Here is a 24,605-nt window from a genome sequence, read left to right on the forward strand (position 1 = left end):
GATGCACCTGTTTCTCGCACCCGAATGTGCGCCCTTTGCCATTGCGGCAATGATCCTGATTGGACTGACGGCAGTCGAAATCCTGTCGATGCTGCTCGGCTTCTCGCTGAGCGAACTCATCGGCAAACCGCATTTCGAAGGTCATGATGGTGTGCTCGCCGGCCTGCTCTCCTGGATCAACCTCGGCGGGGTGCCGCTGCTGATCCTGATCATGCTGGTGCTCGGCATCTTCGCCGTGGCGGGTTTTGCCATCCAGACGGTGGCCGACATCGTCTGGACGCCGCTGCCGGCGGTCGTCGCCACGGCTCCCGCGCTCCTCGTCACGATCCCCCTTGTCCGGGGCTCGACACGCACGATCGCAAGGATCGTGCCGCGCGATGAGACCTATGCCGTCGACACCGGCGACCTCGTTGGCCGCACCGGCACGGTTTCCATCGGCCCTCTGGATCAGGGCCTGCCCGGCCGCGTCAGCGTCAAGGACGCACATGGCAACTGGCATCAGCTGCGCGCCTGCGCCGCCAAGGGCGAAAGCCCCTTGCCGATCGGCGCCCAAGTTCTGCTTGTCGACCGCAAGGCCGACATCTTCATCGCAGTTTCCGCCCCCTCGGACCTTGTGAGGTCCGACGACAAATCCTCTACGGAGCAACATTCATGAACGGCCTTTACGACCTTATTCTTCCAGCAGGCATAGGTCTCGTCCTGATCCTCGGGATCGGCTTCGTCCTTGCCTCGCTCTACGTTCGCTCGAGCCGCGATGAAGCCTATGTGCGCACCGGTCTCGGCGGCCAGAAAGTCGTGCTCGACGGCGGTTCCGTCGTCCTGCCGATCTTCCACTCGATCGCCCGCGTCAATCTCAAGACCCTGCGCCTGGAAGTCCAGCGCGGCGAGAATGATGCGCTGATCACCAAGGACCGCATGCGCGTCGATATCGGCGCCGAGTTCTATGTCCGCGTCAAGCCGGACAGCTCATCGATCGCGCTTGCTGCCCAGACGCTCGGCAACCGCACCAACGACAGCGAGCAGCTGCGCCAGCTGATCGAGGCGAAGTTCGTCGACAGCTTGCGCTCGGTCGCAGCCACGATGAGCCTCGATGCCTTGCAGGAGCAGCGCATGGATTTCGTCAAGGCCGTGCAGGATGCAGTCGGTTCCGACCTGCAGTCCAACGGTCTCGAATTGGAATCCGTGTCGCTGACGCGCCTCGACCAGACCGATATCAAGCATTTCAACGCCAACAACTTCTTCGACGCCCATGGTCTTGCCGCGCTGACCCGCGTCACCGAGGCCCGCAAGAAGGAGCGTAACGAGGTCGTCCGCGACACCGAAGTCGCGATCGCTCAGAAGGACCTTGAAGCCCGCCAGCAGTCCCTCACGATCGAGCGGACGAAACGCGAGGCCGAGCTGAACCAGCAGCGCGACATCGCCAACAAGTCGGCCGCAACTCGCGCCGAAACCGCGCAGCAGGAACAGGCGGCCAAGCGTGCCGAAGAGGAAGCCCGCATCGCCGCCGAGCAAGCGATCGCCGAACGCGAGGCTGCCGCAAAGCAGGCCCGCGAATCCGCCAACATCGACTCGACCCGTGCCGTGCAGCAGCGCGATACCGAAGCCCGCCGCGACATTCAGATCGTCGCCCAGGAAAGCGCCATCGCGGTCTCCAACAAGAGCCGTGAGGAGTCGGAAGCCAAGGCGAAGGCAGAGGCGGCCCGCGCACTCGCCATCGCCGCCGAAGAAAAGGTCGGCACTGCGCGAGCAGTCGAAATTGCCGACCGTGAAAAGCAGATCGCCGTGATCGACGCGCAGAAGCGCGCCCAGACCCAGGCAACCGCTGTCACCATCGCCGCAGAAGCTGAAAAGCAGGCAGCGACCGACCAAGCGGATGCGATCAAGACGCTGGCAACGGCAGAAGCCGACGCCGCAATCATCAAGGCCAAGGGTATTCTGGAAACCGGTAAGGCGACGGCCGAAAGCGAAGCGCTGCTCAACGAAGCACGCAACAAGCTGAGCCCCGCGATCATCGAATTCGAGATCACTCGCGAGCGCATCCGCATCGTGCCCGCCGCCCTCGCCGAAGCGGTCAAGCCAATCGAGAAGATCTCGGACATCCGCATCTTCGACACCGGCGGCATGCTCGGCCGCAATGGCAACGGTACGGGCGGCGGAAGTGGCGTCGGCCTTGGCGAAGGTCTTGCCGGCCAGCTACTCTCCTACCAGGCCAACAAACCGATCCTCGACCGCCTGCTGAAGGAAGCCGGCTTCGATGGCGACAATGCCATCTCGGCGCTGCTTGGCAATCTTGATGGCAAGACCAACGCTGCCCAGCCCGAGGAAGAGGAATATTACGACGACACCGAAGAGACGGATAAGCCTGCCTAACGGCTATTGATCGTCAGCAAACACAAAACCCCGGAATTCCTTAGGGATTCCGGGGTTTTGTTAAATCAATCAGCCGATCAGATCAGGGCTTCGGGCGATTTCTGAAGGCCTCGGCCTCGGCGTAGAACTTCTTTTCCCATTCCTTGTGATTGTCGAGGCCTTCCTTGATGAAGGGCGTGAAGATCGCCAGATTCATCAAGGCCCAGTTGACGAAGCGGGCCGGGAATTTCAGCGGCTTGACGAAATCGACGAAGAGCACGACGCGGGTCTTGTCGGAATGGTTCCAGGCTTCATGCTCATAGGCATCGTCGAAGATCAGCGCCTTGCCTTCCTGCCAGTGGCAAACCTGCTTGTCGACGCGGATCGCGAGCTTCTCGTTCGGCTCAGGCACGATGAGGCCGAGATGCAGGCGCAGCACGCCGTTATAAGGACCACGGTGGGCCGGAAGATGCTTGCCCGGCTCGAAGATCGAGAACATCGCCGTCGTCAGACCGGGGATCTTCTGCACGGCTTTCCAGGTATTCGGGCATGCATTGATGTTCTGCTCGGACTTCACGCCGAAGCCAAGAAGGAAAAAGGTCTTCCAGCGGGTATCAGTCGAAATGGTCTTCACGTCGGTGGAGATATCCTGGAAGGTCGGCAGCTCGCTCTGGCGCAGCAACACCTTCTCTAACTCGGCGCGGATGGCGGGAAAATCCTTCTCGATCTCGGCCGCCCAGGGGAAGGTCGCGGTGTCATAGACCGGCGGATTACCAAGCTTGGCATATTTCAGATTGAGACTTTCCGCCCAAGAAACGATGCCCATGAAGAAGCGCGTCATGGCGCTCGGGCGATCCATCGGCGCGATGCCAGCCGTGCCGAAAGTCTGTTCCGGAGCAGGAGATTGGTTGGAAGTGGGAGCAGGTGCGCTCAAGGGACTCTCCGTCATGTCTATCTTTAAGGGCCGTTCAGAGGGAAGTCTTCTGCTTGGGAAGCTGCATGCAAATCCCGAAGTGGCAACAGGCTGAAAACTTGGGATATCCGCCCGGCACTTCCTGATTTACGCCCGACTCCTCTGTTATACGGTGATCGTAATAGGCGATTATATGAGTTGATTAGTCGAATTTCGCAAGAGAGTCCGTTCGCAACGAGCGGTGGTTTGTCGTGGACAGAAACTCCGGCGATTCTCGAGAGGCATTCACCTCAGAATCGGCAAAAATGCGGCGAAATTTGCCGATCCTTCATCACTATGCCGTTTGAGCCTGAATTATTAGCCGGACAATTGCAAGCCCTGCTATCAAAGCCCCTATCGACAGGAAAACAGACAGGGCGACATAGGCTATCGCGGGCATCCATTGGCCACGTTCCCAGAGCACGACGCTTTCCAGCGCAAAGGTCGAAAACGTCGTGAACCCGCCGAGAACGCCGGTCGTCAGAAACAATCGCACCTCCTGCGACATACCGCCGCGAAAGGCGAAATATTCCGTCAGCAACCCCATGATGAACGCGCCGAACACATTGATGATGAGGGTGCCGAACGGAAATTCTATCCCGAGCAGCCGCGCGGCAAGCTCGTTGATACCGAGACGGAATGCGCCGCCCAACCCAGCTCCGAGAAACACGACAAGATAGAGCACGACAACCTCCAGCCGTCCTTGCGTCAAACCTTTTCGATCTTATGGATATTTTCCCGCCGCGTCTCCACGCCGCGTTCGCGAATATGGCGAAGTGGCATATCGGCCGGGATATCTCCCGAGGCCGCGCTCTTGGCGATGCCGAGCCGCTGCGACAGATAGATGCTGGTATGGCCGCTGCAGATATAGGCAAGGAAGCAGGCGACGGCAAGGTAGACGGTATGCGTCGCGCCGAAAAGCTCGATGCCCATGATCATGCAGGCAAGCGGCGTATTGGTGGCACCGGCAAAGACGGCGACGAAACCCAACCCCGCGAAGAGATCGGCCGGCGCGCCGAGAATGGCCGCAAGTGCATTGCCGAGCGCAGCACCGATGAAGAACAAGGGCGTCACTTCTCCGCCCTTGAAGCCGGCACTTAATGTCACGATCGTGAAGGCAGCTTTCCAGAACCAGCTCCAATAATCGACATGAGCGGGATCGAAGAAGCCAAGGATCGTCGCATCCCCAGGATTGGGTGACCACACGCCGAGCCCGAGATACTCGCGCGTGCCGAGAAGATAGACGAGACCGATCAAGATCGTGCTGGCGATGACCGGCCTGAGCGGCGCATAGGCGCAGAACCACTTGAATGCGGCCGATGCGGCATGCGAGACCTCGCTGAACGAGCGCGCCATCAGGCCGAAGATCACACCGGCAATGCCGACCTTGATGAGCAGCAGCGCATCGAGATGGAAGGTGCTGGCTGGCGTCCCTGCGAGATAACCGATCTTATACTGGATATGCTCGATGCCCCAGGCATGGCAGGTCCAGTCAGCGGCGATCGCTGCCGCAAGGCTCGGGATCAGAGCCTCATATTGCATCCGTCCGATCGTCAGGACTTCGAGGGCGAAAACGGCGCCGGCGATCGGCGTGCCGAAGACTGCGCCGAAGCCCGCGGCGATACCCGCCATGAGGAGAATGCGGACTTCGGCATGACTGAGACGGAACACCTTTGCAAAAGCGCTGGCAATGCTGCCGCCAAGCTGCACCGCCGTCCCTTCACGCCCGGCAGAACCGCCAACCAGATGCGTCAGGACCGTCGAGACCAGGATGAAAGGTGCCATGCGCAGCGGCACACCGCCGCCGGGCTCATGGATCTGGTCGACGATCAGATTGTTACCACCCTCAGATCCGCGGCCGAAGTGCTGGTAAACCAGCACCATCAGGAAACCGGCAACCGGCATCAGGAAGATCAGCCAGGGATGGTCGAAGCGCGTCTCAGTCGCCCGGTCGAGACCCCACAGGAACAGGGCGCAGAGCGAGCCGACCACGGCCGCCATCGGGACGACGAGAGCTATCCACTTGAACAGACTGCGAAATTGTTGAAAGCGATGATGAAAATATGCAGATGCGGACATTAGTTTGCCCCTCCCGCGAAGCCGGTACACGGTCTTGCGGGGACAGTGGATAGGAAAGATGAGTGGGATGACGGTAAGAAAACACGCACGACTCTACTCCTTCGCCCTTCAGGCGCGTTGAGTAGGAGTCATCAGCTTCCCTGGAAAAAATCAGAGCAGCGGTTCGGCCAGTATGGCCCGGCAGAAATCCATTACCGTTGGATTTTCAATATAGAAACAGCCACCCCGCTGTCAATGTGCAGCAGCTGTCACATTGCCCGCGCAATCATCTCGATCGGCGCAAGCAGGCCGGCTTCGACCGACGTGTTGACGTTGGCGCTTCGCTCCCCTGCCCGCGGCCCCATCAGCGTGCGAAATCCCTGGTCCCGCGCTCCGCCCGCCGCAGCCTTGGCGCGCGCCTCATGTGCCAGCCGGATCGCCAGGGCACTGCGATCCTGTTCCAGTTCCACCGCCATGCCAGCTTCGTCAAGCAGACGGCGATAGACATCGGGACTGCAGACGAAACTCGTCTCCAGCTCCATCGCCCAAGGCATCGGAAAGGGCAAGGCGCCATCGCGCATCTGCATGATCTCATAAAGACCGAAACGGCCGCCTGGCTTGAGAATGCGCCTGACCTCTCCGAACAGCCTCGCCTTGTCCTCGATGTTCATGCCGACGTGAATGAGCGTCGCGCGATCGAAGCTGCCGCTCTCGAAGGGTAATACCAATGCGCTCCCCTGCCGGAAGGAGACCTGATCGGCCAGACCACAACGGGCGGTCAACGAATTGGCGACCTGAACGAATTCCTCGGTGAGATCGATGCCCGACACGATGCATCCGTAGGAGTCGGCAAAATGGCGGGCAGGTCCGCCGAGCCCGGAGCCGACATCGGCAAGCCGCAGGCCGGCAGAAAGATCGAGATCCCTTGCAAAATCCACTGTGGCCGCATGTCGCCCCAGATGGAATTCATCAACACCCGCAAGGTCGCGGATGCGCAAGTTGTCGATATCTTTGCCCTCAGCCGAAAGGCTTTGCAGGATCGCCGTTTCCAGCGATCCGTGCGTGTAGTGGCTGGCAACTTTTTCCTCGGTAGACATGCGTGCACTCCCAAGGCTTTGCCTGAAGGTTGCCTACTGCGTAATTCCTTAGATCGGAATCGATAGGGATAAAATTATGCAGCAGCTTTAGAGTACTACAGCGACCTTTGCGCGTCACATGTGACGCGTGGCGCTGTAGCCATCAGACCTTCAGTTCGCGCCGTTCAACTTCAGTCACCATGGCAAGATCCAGCACGCGCTGCAAGTTCGCAGCATGTCTGAAGCTCGGATCCTGGCTGCTGCCGGTCATGACGGCCTCAGCAAACCGCTGATAGTTGGTCAGGACCGGTGGCACTTCGAGAACGCGCCACGTCGCCGTTTCCGTATCATCGCCGAGGCAGCCCCGCAATTCCGAGCCGTTCGGGCTGTGCGAGACTTCCAGGCCGCCGCGCTCGCCGTAGATGCGAAGCTTCAACTCGTTCAGATGCCCCGTTGCCCAACGGCTCGCATGCACGACACCGAGGGCCCCGTTGGCGAAATCGACCGACATCGAGAAGCTGTCATTCGCGTCGAGCGTATATTCACCGATACGCTCGCCGGGAGCCTTGGCAAAGGTCTTCAGCCGGGCGAAGACGTGATCGATATCGGTCGCTGCGCCATAGGCGGCGAAGTCGAGGATATGGATGCCGATATCGCCGAGAACGCCGTTCGAGCCATGGCCCGTCGACAGACGCCAAAGCCACTTGGACTCGCTGCGCCAGTCGCCCCAGGCCTTGGAGACGAGCCAGCTTTGCAGGTAGGACGCCTCCACATGCTTGACCGTGCCGATCTCGCCCGAGATCACCATCTCGCGTGCCTTCTGAAGCTGCGCGACATTGCGATAGGTCAGGTTGACCATGTTGACGACCCCTGCCCTTTCGGCAGCTTCCGTCATCTCGAGCGCCTTTTCATAATTCTCCGCGAGCGGCTTCTCGCAGAGAACATGCTTGCCTGCTGCAAGCAGCGGCAGGGTCGTCGGATGGTGAGCCTTGTCCGGCGTGACGTTGGTCGCCGCATCGAACTCGCCCCAGGCCAGCGCCTCGTCGAGCGACGAGAAACGCTTCTTGATATCGAACGTATCGCAGAAGGCGGTGAGCCTCGTCGCATCCGTATCGACGGCGCCGACGATTTCGACGCCAGGAATGCGGGCGAAATGCTCCACATGGTTCTTCGCCATGCCGCCCGTGCCAACTACTATGAGACGCATCTGATACCTCAGCGATAACCGGCTTCGCCGGCTTGGTGCAGTTTCGGACCGCGTTCGACGATCGGCTCCAGTGCCTTTTCGACGGGCACGTTCGGCGCATCATGGATGTTGGCCTGGGTGCCGAGCGGGTTGTAAGCCCACTTCGCGGAATTGATCAGAACCTTCTGGACCGTGCCATTATGATAGGTCGGGTAGGTCTCGTGGCCCGGACGGAAATAGAAGATATTGCCGGCACCGCGGCGCCAGGTCATGCCGGAACGGAAGACTTCGCCGCCCTGAAACCAGGAGATGAACACGGTTTCCAGCGGCTCCGGAACGGAGAACTGCTCGCCGTACATCTCCTCGTTCTCAAGCTCGAAATGCTCGCCGAGGCCGGCTGCGATCGGATGGCGGGGGTTGATGACCCACAAGCGTTCGCGCTCGCCGGCCTCGCGCCACTTCAGCGCGCAGGGCGTGCCCATCAGGCGCTTGAAGACCTTCGAGAAATGGCCCGAATGCAGGACGATGAGGCCCATGCCTTCCCACACGCGCTTTGCGACACGCTCGACGATCTCATCCTTGACAGCGCCATGGTCCTTGTGGCCCCACCACAGAAGGACGTCGGTCTCCTTCAGGCGGGCCTCGCTGAGGCCATGTTCCGGCTCCTGCAACGTTGCAGTGGTTGCCTCGATACCCGCATCGGCATTCAGCGCCTTGGCAATGGTGTTGTGCATGCCTTCCGGATAGATCTCGGCGACGACCTTGTTTGTCTGCTCATGAATGTTCTCGCCCCAAACGACGGCACGAATAGTCATTACGGCACTCCTCTAATACCATTAGGATTGAATAGGTTATGCGATCCAAAGCGCTTTGGGAAAGCGCCATATTTCAAGCCTCCATCAGCCCATCCAGCGCAAGACATAATGCGCCCAAAGCGATTTGACAAAGACAAAAGCGACTATGAATAACACCTCTGTTTTCAGTGCGACACGGATTTTGAAAACAGGTTGACGACGAGCACGCCGGCGATGATCAATGCGAGGCCGACGATCGCGGCGAGATCGAGTTTCTGCCGGAAAAGCACCACGCCCACCATCGAAATCAGCACGATGCCGAGTGCGCTCCAGATGGCGTAGGCGATGCCCACCGGGATGACCCGCAACGTTACCGAAAGACAATAGAAGGCAGCCGTATAACAAATCACGAGAACGACCGTCGGGCCGAGGCGGGTGAATTGCTGCGACATTTGCAATGCCGTCGTGCCGATCACTTCAAGCACGATCGCGACCAGCAGCATTGCATAGACCGATGCGTTCGCCATTCCATATCTCCGATAAGTTTAGAGCTGTGTGAGTTCGATCAGCCGGTCGATCAGCCTCTGACGGGCGCTCTCGTCCATGTCATGGCTACCGAGCAGGTCAGCAAGCCAAATTCCATCGGCCGCCAACCTGACGATTGCCGCGTCCACCGAGGAGTCCGTGCCGACATATTCCTCGCTGCGCTCACGCACCCATGCGTGCCACCGCTGCCGCAATTGCGGCTCGGTGAGCAGCACCATCGTTACCTGGGCCCAGTCCTTGGTACCCTGGGGCTGATCGCGCAGCGCCAGGCAGGCATGCAGGTAGGCGCGGGTAAAGCGGCCATGCGGCAGCGGATCGGCGCGCATCGCTTCCTCGATCGCAGCATCCAGCCGCTCCAGCAGGCTGTCGAACAGTGCTTCCAGAAGCATGTTCTTGCTAGGAAAGTGATGCAGCAATCCACCCTTGCTGACACCGGAGGCACCGGAAACGGCATCCAGTGTCACCGCCGTCATCCCCTTTTCGGAAGCAAGCCGCGCCGCCACCTCCAGCAACTGCTGGCGGACGAACAAAGGCTGCTTCTTCCTATGGTGCGCAGTGGACATGGCGACATAACATACCAGTTGGACGGTTTCGTCAACGCTCTAATCGGTGGTGTTAGACCTAATTGTTTATGGATGATCTCGTGGTGTTTCCTCCTCAGTTTACGGAATGATGAGCCGCATCCTTCTCGTCGAAGATGCTGACCTTGGTTGCCTCGACGGCGAAGGCGATCGGCGAGCCGGTCATAATCGTCGTCATGCCGGGATCGGTGCCGATGATCTTCGAGCCGTCCTTGAGCCGAACGTGAACGAGCGAGCGGTCGCCGAGGCGTTCCACGGTCTCGACCTGGCCGCCAATATCGCCTTTCTCAGCCGTCGTGACGACCAGGTGTTCCGGACGGATGCCCAGCGTCAGCCCGGAATTCGCAAGGCCATTGAGCGCGACCGCCGTCCTGATGACCGAACCATCCGGCAACGTCGCCGTCGCCAGCCCGCCCGCTTCATCCAGACCGGCTATGTTGATGAAGTTCATGCCCGGCGATCCGACGAACTGCGCGACATAGCGCGTTGCGGGGCGCGTATAGATCTCGACGGGGGACGCCACCTGCTCGATCTTCTTGTTGTTGAGCAACACGATACGGTCAGCAAGCGTCATCGCCTCCACCTGGTCGTGGGTCACGAACACCATCGTTGCGCCCAGCCGCTCATGCAGTTGGGCGAGTTCGACGCGGGTGCGCGTGCGCAGGCCGGCGTCGAGGTTGGAAAGCGGCTCGTCGAAGAGGAAGACATCGGGCTCACGCACGATGGCGCGGCCGATGGCGACGCGCTGGCGCTGGCCGCCGGAGAGCGCCGAGGGCTTACGATCCAGCAGATGCGGCATTTCGAGGATCTTCGCAGCCTCTTCGATGCGCCTGGCGATCTCGGCCTTCGGCGTCTTGATGTTGCGCAGGCCGAAAGACATGTTGTCGCGAACGGTCATATGCGGATAGAGCGCGTAGGATTGAAAGACCATCGATACACCACGCTCGCCGGGCGGCAGCTGGTCGACCCGCTTTCCGCCAATCCAGATTTCGCCGCTGGTGATCGACTCCAGACCAGCGATCATGCGCAGCAGCGTCGACTTGCCGCAGCCAGAGCCGCCGAGGAAGACGACGAATTCGCCGCGCTCGATCGTCAGATCGATGTCGTTCAGAACCTGCACGGCACCGAAATGCTTGGTGAGAGATTTGATATTGATACCTGCCACTTTACGCCTCCCGCGGAAAAATCGAATTTATCGAACTTGCCATTCATCGCGCCCCGCCCGGCAGCTATCGCCGGAGCGGGACTTCCGCATTGGTTATTTGACCGCACCTACCGCGACGCCACGCGTCAGGGTCCGCTGGAAAATCAGGAAGAAGATGATCGTAGGCGTTATGCCGAGCAGCGAGGCCGCGGCAATTGCCGTCGGATCCTGGGTATTGGCGCCCGACAGCACGCCCATGGCGACGGAGACCGTCTGGTTGTTGTTGGAGACCAGGAACACCAGGGGAATCAGAAATTCGTTCCAGGTCCAGATGAAGAAGAAGGTCGCCAGCACGGCCAATGTAGGCCGCAGCACAGGTACAATCACCATCCAGAGGATCTGCCAGCGGCTTGCATTGTCGATCTGCGCCGCCTCGATGATTTCGCGCGGAAACGTCGTCAGCACCGAGGACAGAAGATAGGTCCCGAAGGCGGTATGCAGCACGCCGATGATCAGGATCACCGAAAACATGGAATCGAACAGGCCGACCTGCTTGGCCATGTAGTACAGCGGATAGACCAGCGATTCCTGCGGCGCCATGATGGCGATCAGCAGAACGACGAGCATCGCCTGACCGCCTCGCACCCGGCCGATGCCGATCGCATAGGCATTGAGCAGGCTGAGGACGACGGCAAGTATGGCCGTACATGCGCTGATGAAAATACTGTTGAAGAGCTTGCGGGGGAAATCGACGGTCGCCCAGAAGTTCTTGAGCGCCGTGAGGTCGAAGCTGCGCGGGAAGGCCAGCGGGCCGTTGGCGGCGTAGTCCGCAGGCGTCTTGATGGCGTTGAAGGCGGCCAGGAAGAACGGAAACAGCGTTCCGGCAAGGAAGACAAGCAGGATCGCCAGGATGATCCAGCGACCGAAGCCTCTTGCCTGGCGATGACCCGTCGACGCAATCGAAGCGGATAAGGAAGATGTGGCGGTCATATCAGTGCCCTCCCTCGGATTGTTTCGATTGCATACGCAGGAACACGATACCGAGTATAATGGTCATCACGGTCTGCAGCGTCGCGATGGCCGCAGCATAGCCGACACGGTTCGTCGTGAAGAAGTGGTAATAGGAAAGATACGACGGCACCGTCGTCGCATTGTCAGGGCCGCCTGAGGTCAGAACATAGATCGGCGCGAAGACCTTGAGCGCTGCAATCAGCGTCGTCAGCGCTACCACGAAGATTTCGGGCATGAGCATCGGGATCGTGATGGAACGGAAGCGCCCGAACCAGCTTGCATTGTCGAGTTCGGCTGCTTCGTAGAGCGAGGGGTCGACGCGAGCCAAACCGGACATGAAGACGACGAGGCAATAACCGACCTGCACCCAGACGATCACGGCGGACACCGCCCAGAGCGCATAATTGGCATCCCCCAGCCAATTCTTCGCCATGAAATCGAGACCGATCGCCTTCAGCACCGCATTGATGATGCCGATGGGATTGAGAATCCAGCCCCAGAGAACACCGGCTGCGGTCAAGGGCAGGATCTGCGGCAGGTAGAAGCCCGCGCGAAAGAAACTTGACCATGTCTCGCTGAACTGAGCGCTGATATAGTCGAACAGCACCGCCGCCAGCAGCAATCCCAAAAGGATGGGCACGATCGTCATCGAGATGATGAACAGCACCGTATGCTGGATGGAGCCCCAGAAAACGGCATCCTGAAGCAGCCGCTGATAGTTTTCCAGACCGACATAACGGGGCGGGATGACGCCGCCCTTCCATGTCGTGAAGCTGATCGCGAAATTGGCGATCAGCGGAACGAGCACGACAAGAACAAACCCCAGCACGCCGGGGATCATATAGAGATAGTACCCCGCCCTGCCGGCGCTCTTCGACTTATCCATCGAAATCCTCCAGTCCGATACGGCGAGGCGGCATTAAAGCCGTCTCGCCGTTGTGATTGTCGCCGATGGTGTTACTGCGCTGCCTGCACGTCGTCGTAGGCCTTCTTCAGGCGCGCAACGAATTGGTCAGGTGTCGTCGAGCCGTTCACAAGGCCGGTCGTCGCCTGGATCAGCAGCTCGTAGTAGCCGGGAACCGGCCAGTCCGGATAGAAGCCGAGGCCACCCTTGCTGGAGATCTGGTTGAAGAGCTCGACGTTGCGCTTGCCGACCTCATCGGTGATGGCAGCCGGATCGGCAGCGATCGCGACACCGCCGAGATTGGCCTGCTGGTTCTGGTTGTCCTTGCTCAAGACAAGATCAATGAACTCATAGGAGAGATCCTTGTTCTTGGCGCTCTTCGGCACCATGAACATGCTGCCGGTCGAACCCGTGCTGTATTTCGCGGTCGGGAAGATGAACTGGCTCCACTTGAAGTTCTTGATCGAGCTGACGAAATTGCCGTTGTTCCAGGTGCCGCTGACGAACATCGGCGACTTGCCGGACGAAAAGAGGTTATCGGCGCCGCCAGTACCCTTCAGGCCGGTCGAATCCTTGGAGATGTAACCCTTGCTCACCCAGTCGACGATCTTCTGTGCAGCAAACAGGAAGGGCTTGGTATCGAGCGGCGCCTTGAGGCCCTGATAGTTCTTGACCCAGGTGTCGTCGGCCTGTGTCAGCGCCAGCGTATAGAGCAGGTGCTGCGCGTTGGAATCCACCGTGCCATAGGCAAGCGGCGTAATGCCCTTCTTCTTGAAGGTGTCGAGGGCGGCCTCGAATTCGTCCAGCGTGGTCGGCACTTTCACGCCGTTCGCCTGGAACATGTCGATGTTATAGAAGACCGAGACGAATTCGGCATAGGCCGGAATGCCGATCATCGGACCTGAACCATAGATGCCGTTGGCATCGTATTTGCTGAGCTGCGTGTTGGTTTCGTTGAGAATCTTGTCCCAGCCGCGCGACTTGAACTGATCGTCAAGCGGCGTCAGCAGGCCCTGCGAAGCGACGAGACCGGCTGTGGCGTTGCCCTTGTTGTACTCCAGAACGTCAGGCGCCTGATCCGAATTGAGGATGAGGCTGCCCGCCTTCTGCAATTGTTCGAAGGTCTTCTGTTCAAAATTGATAGTGATATCGGGATGCTTGGCCTTCAGCGCGTCGAGCGCCTTGGTCCAGGCCTTGGCCTGCGCTGTATCCGGCAGTTCGTACCACCAGACGTTAAATGTCTTGTTCTGGGCTTGCGCCACACCGGCAGCCAACAGAAGCGACATGCCGGCTGAGATCGCCAGCTTCGAAAAAATATTCATATGTTCTCCTCCACCATGCGAACCGTGACGGTATCTGTCCGACGACATGGCCCGCGCTGCCATCGGCGTTTTTCCCTTACCTGCACCAAGCGCCCGCCTGTCACATGGGACAAGGGGCGGACGCTCGGCGGTTCCTCCGTTTAGGTGCCCGTCTTGCCCGGAGCGTCAGCCGTTCCGGGCATTTCATTAACGCACAACTTGCCTTCTAAATCGATGCAGATTCGCAAATGCGTGCGTTACTCGACGAATTCACCGCCCCGGCTTCTCTTGAGATAGTTCAGGCTGTGAACCTGGCCAGTCATTTCGAGCGCATCGCGATAGACCGGGTCATGCCAGCCCTCGATGTCGATGGAACCGGACCAGCCGGCAAGCCGCAGCTCGGAAATGATGTCGGTCCAGTTGCTGTCGCCGAAGCCCGGCGTGCGCATGAACACGAACTTCTCCTTGCCGAAGATGCCATGCTCCTTGATGACATCCCAGCGGATCGTCGCATCCTTGCCGTGGACGTGAAAAATCTTTTTCGCCCATTTGCGGATCTGCGGCAGCGGCTCGATCAGATAAACCATCTGATGGCACGGCTCCCACTCAAGGCCGAGATTGTCGTCCGGGATCTCGTTGAACATCAGCTCCCAGGCGTCTGGGTTATGCGCGATGTTCCAGTCGCCAGTCGCCCAGTTGCCATCCATGGCGCAATTTTCGAAGGCGATCTTGATGCCCTTGTCGGCAGCACGCTTGGCAAGCTCGCTCCAGACCTGCTTGTAGCGCGGCAGGCTGTCGGTAAGCGGCTGGTTGCGGATACGGCCGGTGAAGCCGGCGACACAGGTGGCGCCGAAATGATGGGCGTTGTCGATGCAGTCCTTCCAGCCCTGCAGCGTCTGCAGATCCATCTCACGCTCTTCAAGGGGATTGCCGAACATGCCGAGGGTCGAGATGGTGATATCGCGATCGCCGATGGCGTCGCGGCAGCGCTTGCCGAGTTCCGCAAGATTCTGGCCGTTGGTGGTCTGCCAGAAGAACGGCTCGAAGCTTTCGAAGCCCAGATCGGCGATCTTGGCGATGCCCTTGGCGGCGTCTTCGTTCGTCGCTCTGATCATCGTGCCGATGCGGATGGCCTTTGCCGGATTTGTCATGATGTCACTGTCCTTGTGCTGAAATATCGACGCGCCGGCCCGTCTTGGCGCTCTCGATCGCGCCTAAAACCATGGCGAGGCTGCGAATATTGTCTTGGCTTGCAGTCTCTGGTGTCTTGCCCGTCTTGATCGCTTCGATGAAGGAAGCAATGACGCTGGCATGGCCGTGCGTCTCTTCCTCGTGCCTCGGCCCGGGAACCTCGATCGGCGTGAAGCCATGCAGCAGCCCCGGCTCGTTGCCGGCAACGGCCGCTTCGAAATTCTCTTCGCCGTCCCAGGTCAGCATGCCCTTGCTGCCGGTCAGCCGCCATTGGCTTTCCCAGCTCGTGCGCCGGCCCTCGGCGCACCAGGAACCGCGATAGCTGAAAACGACATCGTCGGAAAAATCGAAGAGCGCATGGGCAGATGCACCATGCTTGTACCAGGAGCCGACTGGGTTCTTTTCGACGCAATAGACCGAAAGCGGCACCTTGCCGGACACGAAGCGGGCGGCATCGAATGTATGGATCGCCATGTCGAGCAGCAGCACATTGTCCATGTCCTCGCGGAAGCCGCCGAAATGCGGGCCGAGGAAGAAATCGCAATGGACGCCCGTCAGCTCGCCGATCGCTCCCTCCTCCACCAGGCGTCGCAGACGACGGATGCCGGAGATATAGCGGCGGTTCTGGATGATGGCATGCACCTTGCCCGCCTCGGCGGCAAGGCGGATCAGCTCCGCACCTTCAGCCAGGGACGTCGCCATCGGCTTTTCGCTCAAGACATGGCAACCGGCTTTCAAAGCCGTCGAAACCACGCCGAAGCGCGCAGCCGGAATGACGACATCGAAGACCAGATCCGCCTTGGTCGCAGCGATGACCTCTGCAAGATCGGAGCCGATGACGGCATGTTCGAGAGAAAACTCTTTCGCAAGATTTTCAGCGGTCGCCCGATTGAGATCGACCAAACCGACAATCTGAATGGATTCGGCAAGTGCCGGCGTCGAGGCGATGGCCCTGAGCCAGCCTTTGGACATAGCTCCGCACCCGCACAAAATGGCATTAAATTTCACGATGTCCTCCAGCGGGCGGTGCATTACCCCTCATGACACGCGCTCCGTAAACGTTTACGATACTATGCGAAAAGATTTTCCTGTGTCAATAGAGGAGGACTACGGAAAATGGCGCATGGAGGAAAACCGCGGCCGATGAAGGGAATTCGTCAGCTTGCCGAGCATCTCGATATCTCGATCGGCACAGTATCACGCGCGTTGAACGGCAAGCCTGATGTCAACGAGGAGACCCGCAAGCGCGTGCTCGCCGCCGCCGAACAATTGGGCTATGTCGCGAACCAATCGGGACGCAGCCTGCGGCAGGGCACGACGAATGTCATCGGCCTGATGATCCAGTCCAGCAGGGAAACGGTTGAAAACAGCGACAATTTCTTTCTGACCGTGACAGGTGGGCTGCAGAGCGTGTTCTCACGCCACAATCTCGATCTGATCATGCTCCCCTGCCCGCATGAGGAAGACCCTTATGAGTATCTGAAACGCATGGTGGCGCGGCGCATCGCCGATGCGATGATCATTTCGGAGACGCAGCGCGTCGACAAACGCTTCGATCTGCTCGCCAAGGCGAAGATCCCCTTCGCAGCGCTTGGCCGCAGCCTTTCGGGCGCGCAGCACCCTTGGGCCGACCTCGATTTCGACGGCGTCGTCAATTGCGCCGTCGATCGGCTCGTGGCGCATGGGCATCGCCGCATCGCCATCAGCGCGCCAGCGAGCGACATCAATCTCGGCGTCATCTTCGTGGAGGGCTATCGCCGGGCGCTGGAACGACACGGCATCGCCTATGATCAGGCCTTGGTCATTCGCGCCAAATCGAGCGAGCAGGGCGGCTATCAGGTCGCAGACGAGCTGTTGCGCCTCGAAGACAGACCGACGGCCGTGATCCTGATCTACGAATTGATGGCGATCGGCCTTTATCGGCGCGTGATGGAATCCGGCATCATTCCAGGCCGCGACATAGCCGTCGTCAGCTTTCGCGAGGCGCCGCGCGCCAAATTCCTGCAACCGGCGCTGACCTGTTTCCGCACGTCGCTGCACGACCTTGGCGTCGAACTGGCGGAAATCCTGCTCTCCAGCATGCCCGCTTATAGCCAGGAATATCCCAGGAAGTCGCGCCAAACGGTCTGGCCGCTCGAGCTCATCCCCGGCGAAAGCGACGCGTTCCAGCTGACAACCACGAAATAAAGCAGCGCCGAAACGCCGCACCGGCCGCTTCGACGGTTGCGGCAGCGCCCGTGAGTTGCCATGTAGGACATCGCAAACAGGGGCTGGGGCTTGAGCGAAGAAACCATCACACTTTACGAAGCGATCGGCGGCGACCCAACCGTGCGGGCGCTGACGGCGCGCTTTTACGAACTGATGGATACGCTGCCGGAGGCAGCCAATTGCCGCGCCGTGCACCCACCGAGCCTCGAAGGCTCACAGCAGAAATTCTACGAATATCTGACCGGCTATCTCGGCGGACCGCAGCTCTATATCGAAAAGCGCGGCCATCCCCGACTGCGCAGCCGTCACTTCGTTGCCGCCATCGGCCCGAAGGAGCGCGACGAGTGGCTGCTATGCTTCCGCCGCGCCATGGATGAAACCATCGAGAATGAAAAACTGCGGGCCATCATCTGGGAGCCGGTCGAGCGCCTGGCCTTCCACATGCAGAACAGGGAATGAGGAACACATGACCATCGGCACGATAATCCGTCCGGCCGCCCTGTTTATCGCCGGCATCCTCGGCGGAGGCGGCGTCGCGCTTGCCGCAGCCGCCACCCATGGCGGCGACACGCATTTCCTCGGCGCAGCCTCCACCATGAGCCTCGCCCACGCCCCTGCCCTCTTGGCACTCTACGCCGGCTACGACCGCATCCGCACTGCGCCGATCGCTGCTGTCCTATTGGGATTGGGAACGCTGATCTTCGCCGGTGACCTGATTAACCGCCATTTCGGCGGTGGCTCGCTGTTTCCGATGGCCGCTCCGACGGGCGGAATGGGCATGATCGCCGGCTGGGCGACGATAGCGCTCGGCGCTTTCTTCAGGACAAGCCCCACGAAGGCGTGACCTCGGCCTCAGGGCACTTATGCCGGCGACAATCCCCGCCTAAATGCCGGGAACGACAGCAAAGCCTTCGAATTGCGGCGGCCCCCAATAAAGCCGCTTGTTATCACCCGCATTGCGGTGCGCCATACGAAAATGCTCGGATTTCGTCCAGTTGATGAAAGCTTCTTCGCTGTGCCAGATCGTGTGCGAGGAAAACAGCGTGTAGCCCTCCTCCACGCTCGCCTTGCCACGCAGAAGGCGAAACTCCAGAAAGCCGGGCACCTCCGACAACCGTGAATCGCGCCCTCTCCACACCTCTTCGAATTCGCCTTCCAAACCGATGACGACCTTGAAGCGGTTCATGGCGATGTACATGGCAACCTCGTTCGACGATCAGACCTTCTTGCGACGGGCGACAGTCTTATCCACCCTTGGCGCAAAGGCAATGACATTCGCGCCGCTGCGGCTCGCCTCGTCCAACGATTGATCCGGCGCCTCTCCCGGCAACCGTGCCTTCCATGCCGGGAAGGACGCGACATTCGCTGCACGCTGCTGTTCTTCAGCGCGGCGCATCAGCAAGTCATAGAGTTCGGGCACGAGCCCGTCACCATTCTGTGCGGCCAGCTTGTGCAGGCCGATCAGCATAAACCCGTCAGGGCCACTATCGATCATCTTGAAGCGTCTCGTTCTTTCATGGTCTGCAGCGCCCGCTCGAGGCTGGACTTGCTGCCATTGCGCAAGGGAATGAAGGCCTTGCCAAACTTCTTACAGCCCGTCTTCACCCGCAGGCACGCATCATGGCTGATGCAATCGATCGGGCAGAAGACGCAATCGACCGATGGCAAGACGGTATCGATGCGCGAAACCGCCTCGCGCAGACCGCCATCGTGATGGATCAGTTCGGCGCCAAAATTACTGGCGATCTGGCGCAGATGCGCCACCTGGCAATCGCGACCGCCCACATAGAGGAAGCTGCGCACATCGAGAGTGGATTTGCCGGAAACCTGCGCCGTTGTCTGCGCTTCGCGGCTCTCGCAGCCAAAACCCTTCTTCCCCTTACGCGCCATGCATCACCCGTTTGCTGGTTGCTCTTGCACACTCGATTCCATCGAGCGCGAGGCGACCTTAGTAAACATGAGTTTTGGAGTAAAGTATAAAGTTGAGAATTTTTATCATATTTTAAAACGCCCGACAGATGTTTGGCATTTGCCCCTTCCAGAGCCGGCAAACGGTATCTGAAGTGACCCTCGACCGACTGCCCGCAAGACCTATCGCCCGGTCACTTGCACTTCTTGAGTGAAAGACCAACTCGGCTTACCCCATTCCGGAGGCAACGGCGGAAACGGTGCTGCCCGGCGGATACCGCTCGTGACTGCTTCGTCCAACTCCGGAAAACCTGAACTCCGCGCAATAGACAGGGAGGTCAGATCCCCGCTCGAACCAATGGTGAGGCGCACACGCACGGTAATGCCGGGTTCGTATTTGGATGAGAGACGCACAGCCCGCCGGATACGCGACTGCACCTTGCCCGGATAATTGGCGACGGCAGCACTACCTGCACCGGTCCGACGAGCATTAGCCTGTGAATTATTATCGGATTGCGCCGTTTCGGTCCCGTCGACAGAGCCCTTCTTCGAATTCTCCTGGCTTTCGCCGCGTGATCCAGACTTTACCTTCGCGACCTTTGCGACAGGCTTCTTGACTTCCTTCCGCCGCTCAACCGGCTTCGGCTTCTCGACCGGCGCCACGACCTCCGGTGGGGGCTCTGTCGGCTGAGCTTCGGCGACCTCGTTCTCCACGGGCTGCACCGGTTCGGCCTGCTGGACGACGGTCGTCTCGGCCGGCGCCTGTGTCGCCAAAATCTGCGGCTGCTCGGGTGCGACGACCGCAGGCTGTGTCTGCTCGACAGGCTGAACAGGTTCCGCGGTTTGCACCTGCTGCGTTTCCACTTCCTGCGGCTGGACGACATCCGGCTGCGGCGGATGGGCTTGTTGGGGCGTAACTTCGGTCGGTTGCATCGTCTGCGGCTGCACGGCTTCGGCGGTCACCTGCTCTGGCTCAGTCTGCGGGGTTTCCTCACCCACAGCCATCTGATCGGTATCGGAATTGCCCATCATGATAACGCTGACGGTATCACCGGCCTCTTCCTGTGCATCTTGTGGCGTAGCAACGAAAGTGAACAACAATGCCGCAACGACAGCGGCATGGAACAGGCATGAGCCCAGGCCAGAAAAGAGAAGCGGCATTCCATGACCCGAAACGGCCCGATACGACCTTTCGGGGAGCGCATCCATGGGCAACGGCTCGGTTGCCTCGGCGGCGACAGGCTCCGCCGGATGATCCGGAAAAGAACTGATTTCGGTAAACCGACTGTAATGCATCACAGTCTCACCCGCCGGCGGTCGCGGGACACCCTCGAGGCCGGTCAGTTCGTGGCCGGGCAGTACGCTCGGATAGTTGTCATTCATGACGCCATCTGCGCGGCGTTCGATGGAAACTTTCGCCGAGCGCATTGCCATCACATCAGCCCTCGAAAGGAACTGAGATCTGCGAGCGGGTCGTCAACGCGGCCTTGCACTCGCCCGCTGCCGGGCCGTCGCAGACCGGCGTATCGTTGATGATGATGCGGGAGACCGTTTCGCACTTGACACCCGGCATGTCGAATTGCCGCACCCGCTTCTTGCCGAGCGGCAGGTCGCGGAAATCGAGAACGGTGACGCGATCGACGGCGTTCTTGTCGTTGAAGAAGGCAAGCTCGAAAGAGATCTTGTTGATCGGCGTCGCCATGTCGTTTTCGGCAACGAAGGTCATCATGCATCCCTTCTGGGACGGGGCCAGGGCGTTGAGCTCGACATTCAGCTTGTGTGCGGCGACCGGAGCCGCTGAGGCAGGCGCGGCTGTCGCATTCGCATCCTGGGCAACGGCAGGAACACAAGATGCCGTAGCAAACAGCCCCGAAGCGGCGAGCGCCAAGATCGTTTTCGTCAGCATCGACTTGTCTCCTGAATATGTTTTGACGTGCGCTTTCCCAGCCAAAGGTGGTGGCGTGTACCGTCGAAATTTTTAAACTTGACTTTATAGGTCTCCTATTGCGTCTTTATGAAACCATGAGTATGAGAGTCAAGATAAATTTGGCCGCACAACGGTTCGGCCCCCGATGAATTTTCAGGCAAAACTAAACAGGATGATTGCTGAGAAGACCCCAACGCCGCCGGAGCAATACACGGCTGCACCGCAGGTAAGAATTGTCGACAGCACGGATATTTTCCGGGGCCAGACCGAAATCATGATCAAGCATGAGGGCGTTATCTACCGCTTGAAGATTACGCGCCAAGGCAAGCTGATACTCAACAAATAGGCATGACAGATGACTGAGACGACCCGACCGACCCCCGCCGAAATCCGCGCTTTCCGCGCCGAGAACCCGAAGATGCGCGAGCGCGACATCGCGGCCCGCCTCAATATTTCCGAAGCGGCTCTCGTCGCTGCCGAAGTCGGTATTTCGGCCATCCGTATCGACGCCAACGTCGAGCGTTTTCTCGACCGGATCGCCTCGCTCGGCGAGATCATGGCCCTGTCGCGCAACGAAAGCGCCGTACATGAAAAGATCGGCGTCTATGAGAACATGAAATTCGGCGCGCAGGCGGCGATCGTGCTTGGCGACAACATCGACCTGCGCATCTTCCCGAAGCGCTGGGTTCATGGCTTTGCCGTCACCAAGACCGACGGCGATCAGAAGAGGCTGAGCCTGCAGTTCTTCGACAAGGCCGGCGATGCCGTCCACAAAGTGCACCTGCGCCCTGCCTCGAACGTCGAGGCCTATCATGCCATGGTCGCCGAGCTGCGGATCGAGGAACAGTCGCAGGAATTCGTCGAGGATCGCTCGGGATATGACAACGGCGCCACCGATGGCGATGTCAGCCGCGACGAATTGCGCAACCACTGGAGCCGCATGACCGACACGCACGAATTCTTCGGCATGCTGAAAAAGCTGAAGATCGGCCGTCAGGACGCGATCCGCACCGTCGGCGACGATTACGCATGGAAGCTGGATGGCGGCGCTGTCGCCGAGATGATGCACGCCTGCGTCCGCGAAGGCTTGCCGATCATGTGCTTCGTTGCCAACGAGGGCACCGTGCAGATCCATTCCGGCCCGATCTTCAACGTGCAGACCATGGGTCTCTGGATCAACGTCATGGACCCGACCTTCCATCTGCACCTGCGTCAGGACCACATCGCCGAGGCATGGGTTGTGCGCAAGCCGACCAAGGACGGCCACGTCACCTCGCTCGAAGCCTATAACGCCAGGGGCGAAATGATCATCCAATTCTTCGGCAAGCGGAAGGAAGGCTTCGATGAGCGCCCCGATTGGCGCGCCATCATGGAAAACCTGACGAGAGCCGGCACCAGCGTCGCCGCATAAGAGATGGCCCATGACGATGTTCAATAACTTCAAGCGCATCAGGCCTTGGGAAGTCGCCCTGACCATGGTGGTGATGGCCCTTCCGCTCGTTCCGACCAATCCGATCGCCGGCCTTGGCAGCTTCGTGCGCCACGCGCACGCCGCCGAAACGGCCAAGACGCCAGATACCTCGCGCCTCGTCTCCATCGGCGGCGATGTGACCGAAATCGTCTATGCACTCGGCGAGGAAAAGCGACTCATCGCCCGTGACTCCACCAGCCTCTATCCAAAGGAGGCGACCAAGCTTCCCGATGTCGGCTATATGCGCGCGCTATCGCCGGAAGGCATCCTGGCCGTCAATCCGACCGCCATCATCGCCGTCGAAGGCTCCGGCCCGCCGGAAGCTCTGGCTGTGCTGCGCAATGCCAGCCTGCCTTTCGAAACCGTGCCGCAGCACTACGATCGCGACGGCATCCTAAAGAAGATCGAAATCGTCGGCGCGCTGCTTGGCGTGCCGGATAAGGCCAAGGCCTTGGAGGACAAGGTCGCGGCCGATCTCGACGCGGCCATCAATGATTCCGCCAAGCGCCCGGAGGCCGAGCGCAAGCGCGTGCTCTTCGTACTGAGCAACCAGAATGGCAAGATCATGGCCTCAGGCACCAATACGGCCGCCGATGGCATCATCAAGCTTACCGGCGCCATCAACGCGATCAACGGCTTTTCCGGCTACAAGTCCCTGACGGACGAAGCGATCATCGAAGCCAAGCCCGACGTCATCCTGATCATGGATCGCGAAGGGCCGCTGTCGATGTCGAATGAGGATCTGCTGAAGCAGCCGGCCATTTCACTGACACCGGCCGCGAGCCACAAAGCGATCGTGCGCATGGACGGCCTGCATCTGCTCGGCTTTGGACCACGCACGGCCAGCGCCATTCGCGAGTTGAACGCGGCAATCTACGGAGGCTGACGTGGCATTCAACGATGCCATGGCAGGGCTGAAGCAGATGTCGCAAACCACGGCACGCCGTCGCCAAGGGGATCGCACCGCACTTGCGATCCTCGTCATCGTCGGTCTCGTCTTGGTTTCGGCAGTCGCCTTTCTCTTCTCGATCACCACGGGCGCATCGAATGCTTCGGTCATCGACGTGATCGCGGGCATGGTGAGCGGCAGCGCGGAAAGCACGCTCAGCATCCGCGACCGCATCGTCATTTTCGATATCCGCCTGCCCCGCGCCGTTCTCGGCTTCCTGATCGGCGGCGGGCTTGCAGTTTCGGGTGCGGTCATGCAGGGCCTCTTCCGCAATCCGCTCGCCGATCCCGGCTTGATCGGCGTCTCCGCCGGCTCAAGCCTCGGCGCGGTCGCCATGATCGTCCTCGGCGGCGGCATGCTTGCCCCCGTAGCGTATGTCCTCGGCATCTTCGCTCTGCCCGTCGCCGCCTTCATCGGCGGTCTGGCGACGACGATACTGCTTTACAAGATCGCGACCCGGTACGGGCAGACATCCATAGCAACCATGCTGCTGGCCGGCATCGCGCTCGGCTCGCTTGCCCTCGCTGCGACCGGGATCCTCATCTACATGGCCGACGATCGGCAATTGCGCGACCTGACCTTCTGGAGCATGGGCTCGCTGGCAGGCTCCACCTGGGGCAAGGTCGCGGGCGCCGGCCCGATCATCATCCTTTCGCTGCTGCCCCTTCCCTTCATGGCGCGCGGGCTGAACGCCTTGACACTCGGTGAGGCGACCGCCTTCCACATGGGGATATCAGTGCAGCGGCTGAAGAATATCGCCATCATCAGCGTTGCGGCGGCAGTCGGCGCCTCGGTCGCCGTCAGCGGCGGCATCGGTTTTGTCGGCATCGTCGTGCCGCATATCCTGCGCATGGTGATCGGCCCCGACCATCGCTTCCTGCTGCCCGCCTCGGCACTGCTCGGCGGCTCCCTGCTTGTCATCGCCGATGTCGTTGCCCGCACCATCGTTTCCCCGGCCGAACTGCCGATCGGAATTCTGACTGCCGGCGTCGGCGGTCCGTTCTTCCTGTGGATGCTGCTGCGGCAGCGCTTACGCCTCAGCCTGTGAG

28 protein-coding genes and 1 riboswitch are annotated in these 24,605 nt (G+C 60.1%); of the genes, 9 read left to right on the forward strand and 19 right to left on the reverse strand.

What is annotated here, in order from left to right; translation table 11 throughout:
- Position 1 precedes the first annotated feature (1 nt).
- Both ABOK31_RS11210 and ABOK31_RS11215 read left to right on the forward strand, forming a co-directional pair.
- Complete coding sequence (locus tag ABOK31_RS11210) at positions 2-655, forward strand: OB-fold-containig protein (protein ID WP_174172167.1); 654 nt, start codon at positions 2-4, stop codon at positions 653-655.
- Positions 652-2,370, forward strand: coding sequence for a flotillin domain-containing protein (locus ABOK31_RS11215; RefSeq protein ID WP_174172166.1), 1,719 nt, complete (start codon positions 652-654; stop codon positions 2,368-2,370). The genes ABOK31_RS11210 and ABOK31_RS11215 overlap by 4 nt, the downstream gene beginning before the upstream one ends.
- An 82-nt stretch (positions 2,371-2,452) precedes the next feature.
- Here the strand turns inward: ABOK31_RS11215 and ABOK31_RS11220 are convergent, their stop codons facing one another.
- The 14 genes from ABOK31_RS11220 to ABOK31_RS11285 form a co-directional block, all read right to left on the reverse strand.
- Positions 2,453-3,298 carry an aspartyl/asparaginyl beta-hydroxylase domain-containing protein gene (locus ABOK31_RS11220; RefSeq protein ID WP_174172165.1) on the reverse strand — a complete coding sequence of 282 codons (846 nt, stop codon included), beginning with the start codon at positions 3,296-3,298 and terminating at the stop codon, positions 2,453-2,455.
- A gap of 298 nt (positions 3,299-3,596) precedes the next feature.
- Positions 3,597-3,986: a fluoride efflux transporter CrcB gene (gene crcB, locus ABOK31_RS11225; RefSeq protein ID WP_349956087.1), complete on the reverse strand. Its 390-nt coding sequence runs from the start codon at positions 3,984-3,986 to the stop codon at positions 3,597-3,599.
- 23 nt (positions 3,987-4,009) lie between these two features.
- Positions 4,010-5,380 carry a voltage-gated chloride channel family protein gene (locus ABOK31_RS11230; RefSeq protein ID WP_349956089.1) on the reverse strand — a complete coding sequence of 457 codons (1,371 nt, stop codon included), beginning with the start codon at positions 5,378-5,380 and terminating at the stop codon, positions 4,010-4,012.
- A gap of 115 nt (positions 5,381-5,495) precedes the next feature.
- Positions 5,496-5,585: riboswitch (Fluoride riboswitch) on the reverse strand.
- A gap of 43 nt (positions 5,586-5,628) precedes the next feature.
- Entirely contained in the window at positions 5,629-6,456 is an 828-nt protein-coding gene (locus ABOK31_RS11235; RefSeq protein WP_349956090.1) for a methyltransferase domain-containing protein, read from the reverse strand.
- 142 nt (positions 6,457-6,598) lie between these two features.
- Positions 6,599-7,642, reverse strand: a complete 1,044-nt coding sequence (locus ABOK31_RS11240) for a Gfo/Idh/MocA family oxidoreductase (RefSeq protein ID WP_174172161.1) — start codon at positions 7,640-7,642, stop codon at positions 6,599-6,601.
- Positions 7,643-7,650: 8 nt separating this feature from the next.
- Positions 7,651-8,436: a ThuA domain-containing protein gene (locus ABOK31_RS11245; RefSeq protein WP_349956091.1), complete on the reverse strand. Its 786-nt coding sequence runs from the start codon at positions 8,434-8,436 to the stop codon at positions 7,651-7,653.
- Between the two features lie 164 nt (positions 8,437-8,600).
- The gene (locus tag ABOK31_RS11250; RefSeq protein ID WP_095435559.1) at positions 8,601-8,942 is read right to left on the reverse strand and encodes an SMR family transporter; all 342 of its coding nucleotides are present in this window, start codon (positions 8,940-8,942) and stop codon (positions 8,601-8,603) included.
- An 18-nt stretch (positions 8,943-8,960) separates the two neighbouring features.
- Positions 8,961-9,524 carry a TetR/AcrR family transcriptional regulator gene (locus ABOK31_RS11255; RefSeq protein ID WP_349956092.1) on the reverse strand — a complete coding sequence of 188 codons (564 nt, stop codon included), beginning with the start codon at positions 9,522-9,524 and terminating at the stop codon, positions 8,961-8,963.
- Positions 9,525-9,618: 94 nt separating this feature from the next.
- Complete coding sequence (ugpC, locus tag ABOK31_RS11260; RefSeq protein ID WP_349956093.1) at positions 9,619-10,707, reverse strand: sn-glycerol-3-phosphate ABC transporter ATP-binding protein UgpC; 1,089 nt, start codon at positions 10,705-10,707, stop codon at positions 9,619-9,621.
- Between the two features lie 93 nt (positions 10,708-10,800).
- Entirely contained in the window at positions 10,801-11,676 is an 876-nt protein-coding gene (locus tag ABOK31_RS11265) for a carbohydrate ABC transporter permease (protein ID WP_349956094.1), read from the reverse strand.
- A 1-nt stretch (position 11,677) separates the two neighbouring features.
- A complete protein-coding gene (locus tag ABOK31_RS11270; RefSeq protein WP_349956095.1) occupies positions 11,678-12,583 on the reverse strand; it encodes a sugar ABC transporter permease in 906 nt (301 codons plus the stop codon).
- Positions 12,584-12,654: 71 nt separating this feature from the next.
- Positions 12,655-13,923: an extracellular solute-binding protein gene (locus ABOK31_RS11275; RefSeq protein ID WP_349956097.1), complete on the reverse strand. Its 1,269-nt coding sequence runs from the start codon at positions 13,921-13,923 to the stop codon at positions 12,655-12,657.
- Between the two features lie 236 nt (positions 13,924-14,159).
- Positions 14,160-15,053 carry a sugar phosphate isomerase/epimerase gene (locus ABOK31_RS11280; RefSeq protein ID WP_349956098.1) on the reverse strand — a complete coding sequence of 298 codons (894 nt, stop codon included), beginning with the start codon at positions 15,051-15,053 and terminating at the stop codon, positions 14,160-14,162.
- 4 nt (positions 15,054-15,057) lie between these two features.
- Positions 15,058-16,101, reverse strand: a complete 1,044-nt coding sequence (locus tag ABOK31_RS11285; RefSeq protein ID WP_349956099.1) for a Gfo/Idh/MocA family oxidoreductase — start codon at positions 16,099-16,101, stop codon at positions 15,058-15,060.
- A 135-nt stretch (positions 16,102-16,236) separates the two neighbouring features.
- Here ABOK31_RS11285 and ABOK31_RS11290 point away from each other — a divergent pair, with 135 nt between their 5' ends.
- The 3 genes from ABOK31_RS11290 (at position 16,237) to ABOK31_RS11300 (ending at position 18,145) form a co-directional block, all read left to right on the forward strand.
- The gene (locus ABOK31_RS11290; RefSeq protein ID WP_349956100.1) at positions 16,237-17,280 is read left to right on the forward strand and encodes a substrate-binding domain-containing protein; all 1,044 of its coding nucleotides are present in this window, start codon (positions 16,237-16,239) and stop codon (positions 17,278-17,280) included.
- Between the two features lie 90 nt (positions 17,281-17,370).
- Positions 17,371-17,760, forward strand: a complete 390-nt coding sequence (locus tag ABOK31_RS11295) for a group II truncated hemoglobin (RefSeq protein WP_349956101.1) — start codon at positions 17,371-17,373, stop codon at positions 17,758-17,760.
- Positions 17,761-17,767: 7 nt separating this feature from the next.
- On the forward strand, positions 17,768-18,145 hold the full coding sequence (locus tag ABOK31_RS11300; protein WP_349956102.1) for a DUF423 domain-containing protein: 378 nt from the start codon (positions 17,768-17,770) through the stop codon (positions 18,143-18,145).
- A 39-nt stretch (positions 18,146-18,184) separates the two neighbouring features.
- On the opposite strand, the gene ABOK31_RS11305 is transcribed toward ABOK31_RS11300, so the two are convergent.
- The 5 genes from ABOK31_RS11305 to ABOK31_RS11325 all read right to left on the reverse strand — a co-directional run bounded on the left by ABOK31_RS11305 (position 18,185) and on the right by ABOK31_RS11325 (position 21,115).
- Entirely contained in the window at positions 18,185-18,499 is a 315-nt protein-coding gene (locus ABOK31_RS11305; RefSeq protein ID WP_349956103.1) for an antibiotic biosynthesis monooxygenase, read from the reverse strand.
- Positions 18,500-18,517: 18 nt separating this feature from the next.
- A complete protein-coding gene (locus ABOK31_RS11310; RefSeq protein WP_349956104.1) occupies positions 18,518-18,796 on the reverse strand; it encodes a hypothetical protein in 279 nt (92 codons plus the stop codon).
- The gene (locus tag ABOK31_RS11315) at positions 18,793-19,191 is read right to left on the reverse strand and encodes a DUF2325 domain-containing protein (protein WP_349956105.1); all 399 of its coding nucleotides are present in this window, start codon (positions 19,189-19,191) and stop codon (positions 18,793-18,795) included. Before ABOK31_RS11315 ends, ABOK31_RS11310 begins: the two co-directional genes overlap by 4 nt.
- A gap of 201 nt (positions 19,192-19,392) precedes the next feature.
- Complete coding sequence (locus ABOK31_RS11320) at positions 19,393-20,643, reverse strand: TonB family protein (RefSeq protein ID WP_349956106.1); 1,251 nt, start codon at positions 20,641-20,643, stop codon at positions 19,393-19,395.
- A 4-nt stretch (positions 20,644-20,647) separates the two neighbouring features.
- Positions 20,648-21,115 (reverse strand): hypothetical protein, encoded by a 468-nt coding sequence (locus ABOK31_RS11325; RefSeq protein WP_174172151.1) that lies wholly within the window; start codon positions 21,113-21,115, stop codon positions 20,648-20,650.
- 193 nt (positions 21,116-21,308) lie between these two features.
- Here ABOK31_RS11325 and ABOK31_RS11330 point away from each other — a divergent pair, with 193 nt between their 5' ends.
- The 4 genes from ABOK31_RS11330 to ABOK31_RS11345 are packed head-to-tail and all read left to right on the forward strand — an operon-like array spanning position 21,309 to position 24,604.
- Positions 21,309-21,482: a hemin uptake protein HemP gene (locus ABOK31_RS11330; protein ID WP_174172209.1), complete on the forward strand. Its 174-nt coding sequence runs from the start codon at positions 21,309-21,311 to the stop codon at positions 21,480-21,482.
- A gap of 9 nt (positions 21,483-21,491) precedes the next feature.
- Positions 21,492-22,547: a ChuX/HutX family heme-like substrate-binding protein gene (locus ABOK31_RS11335; RefSeq protein ID WP_349956108.1), complete on the forward strand. Its 1,056-nt coding sequence runs from the start codon at positions 21,492-21,494 to the stop codon at positions 22,545-22,547.
- 10 nt (positions 22,548-22,557) lie between these two features.
- Positions 22,558-23,493, forward strand: a complete 936-nt coding sequence (locus ABOK31_RS11340) for a hemin ABC transporter substrate-binding protein (protein ID WP_349956109.1) — start codon at positions 22,558-22,560, stop codon at positions 23,491-23,493.
- Positions 23,494-23,530: 37 nt separating this feature from the next.
- Entirely contained in the window at positions 23,531-24,604 is a 1,074-nt protein-coding gene (locus ABOK31_RS11345) for an iron ABC transporter permease (protein WP_349958928.1), read from the forward strand.
- The last annotated feature ends 1 nt before the right edge of the window (position 24,605 follow it).

This window comes from Rhizobium sp. ZPR4 (assembly GCF_040215725.1).
Taxonomy (GTDB): domain Bacteria; phylum Pseudomonadota; class Alphaproteobacteria; order Rhizobiales; family Rhizobiaceae; genus Rhizobium; species Rhizobium rhizogenes_D.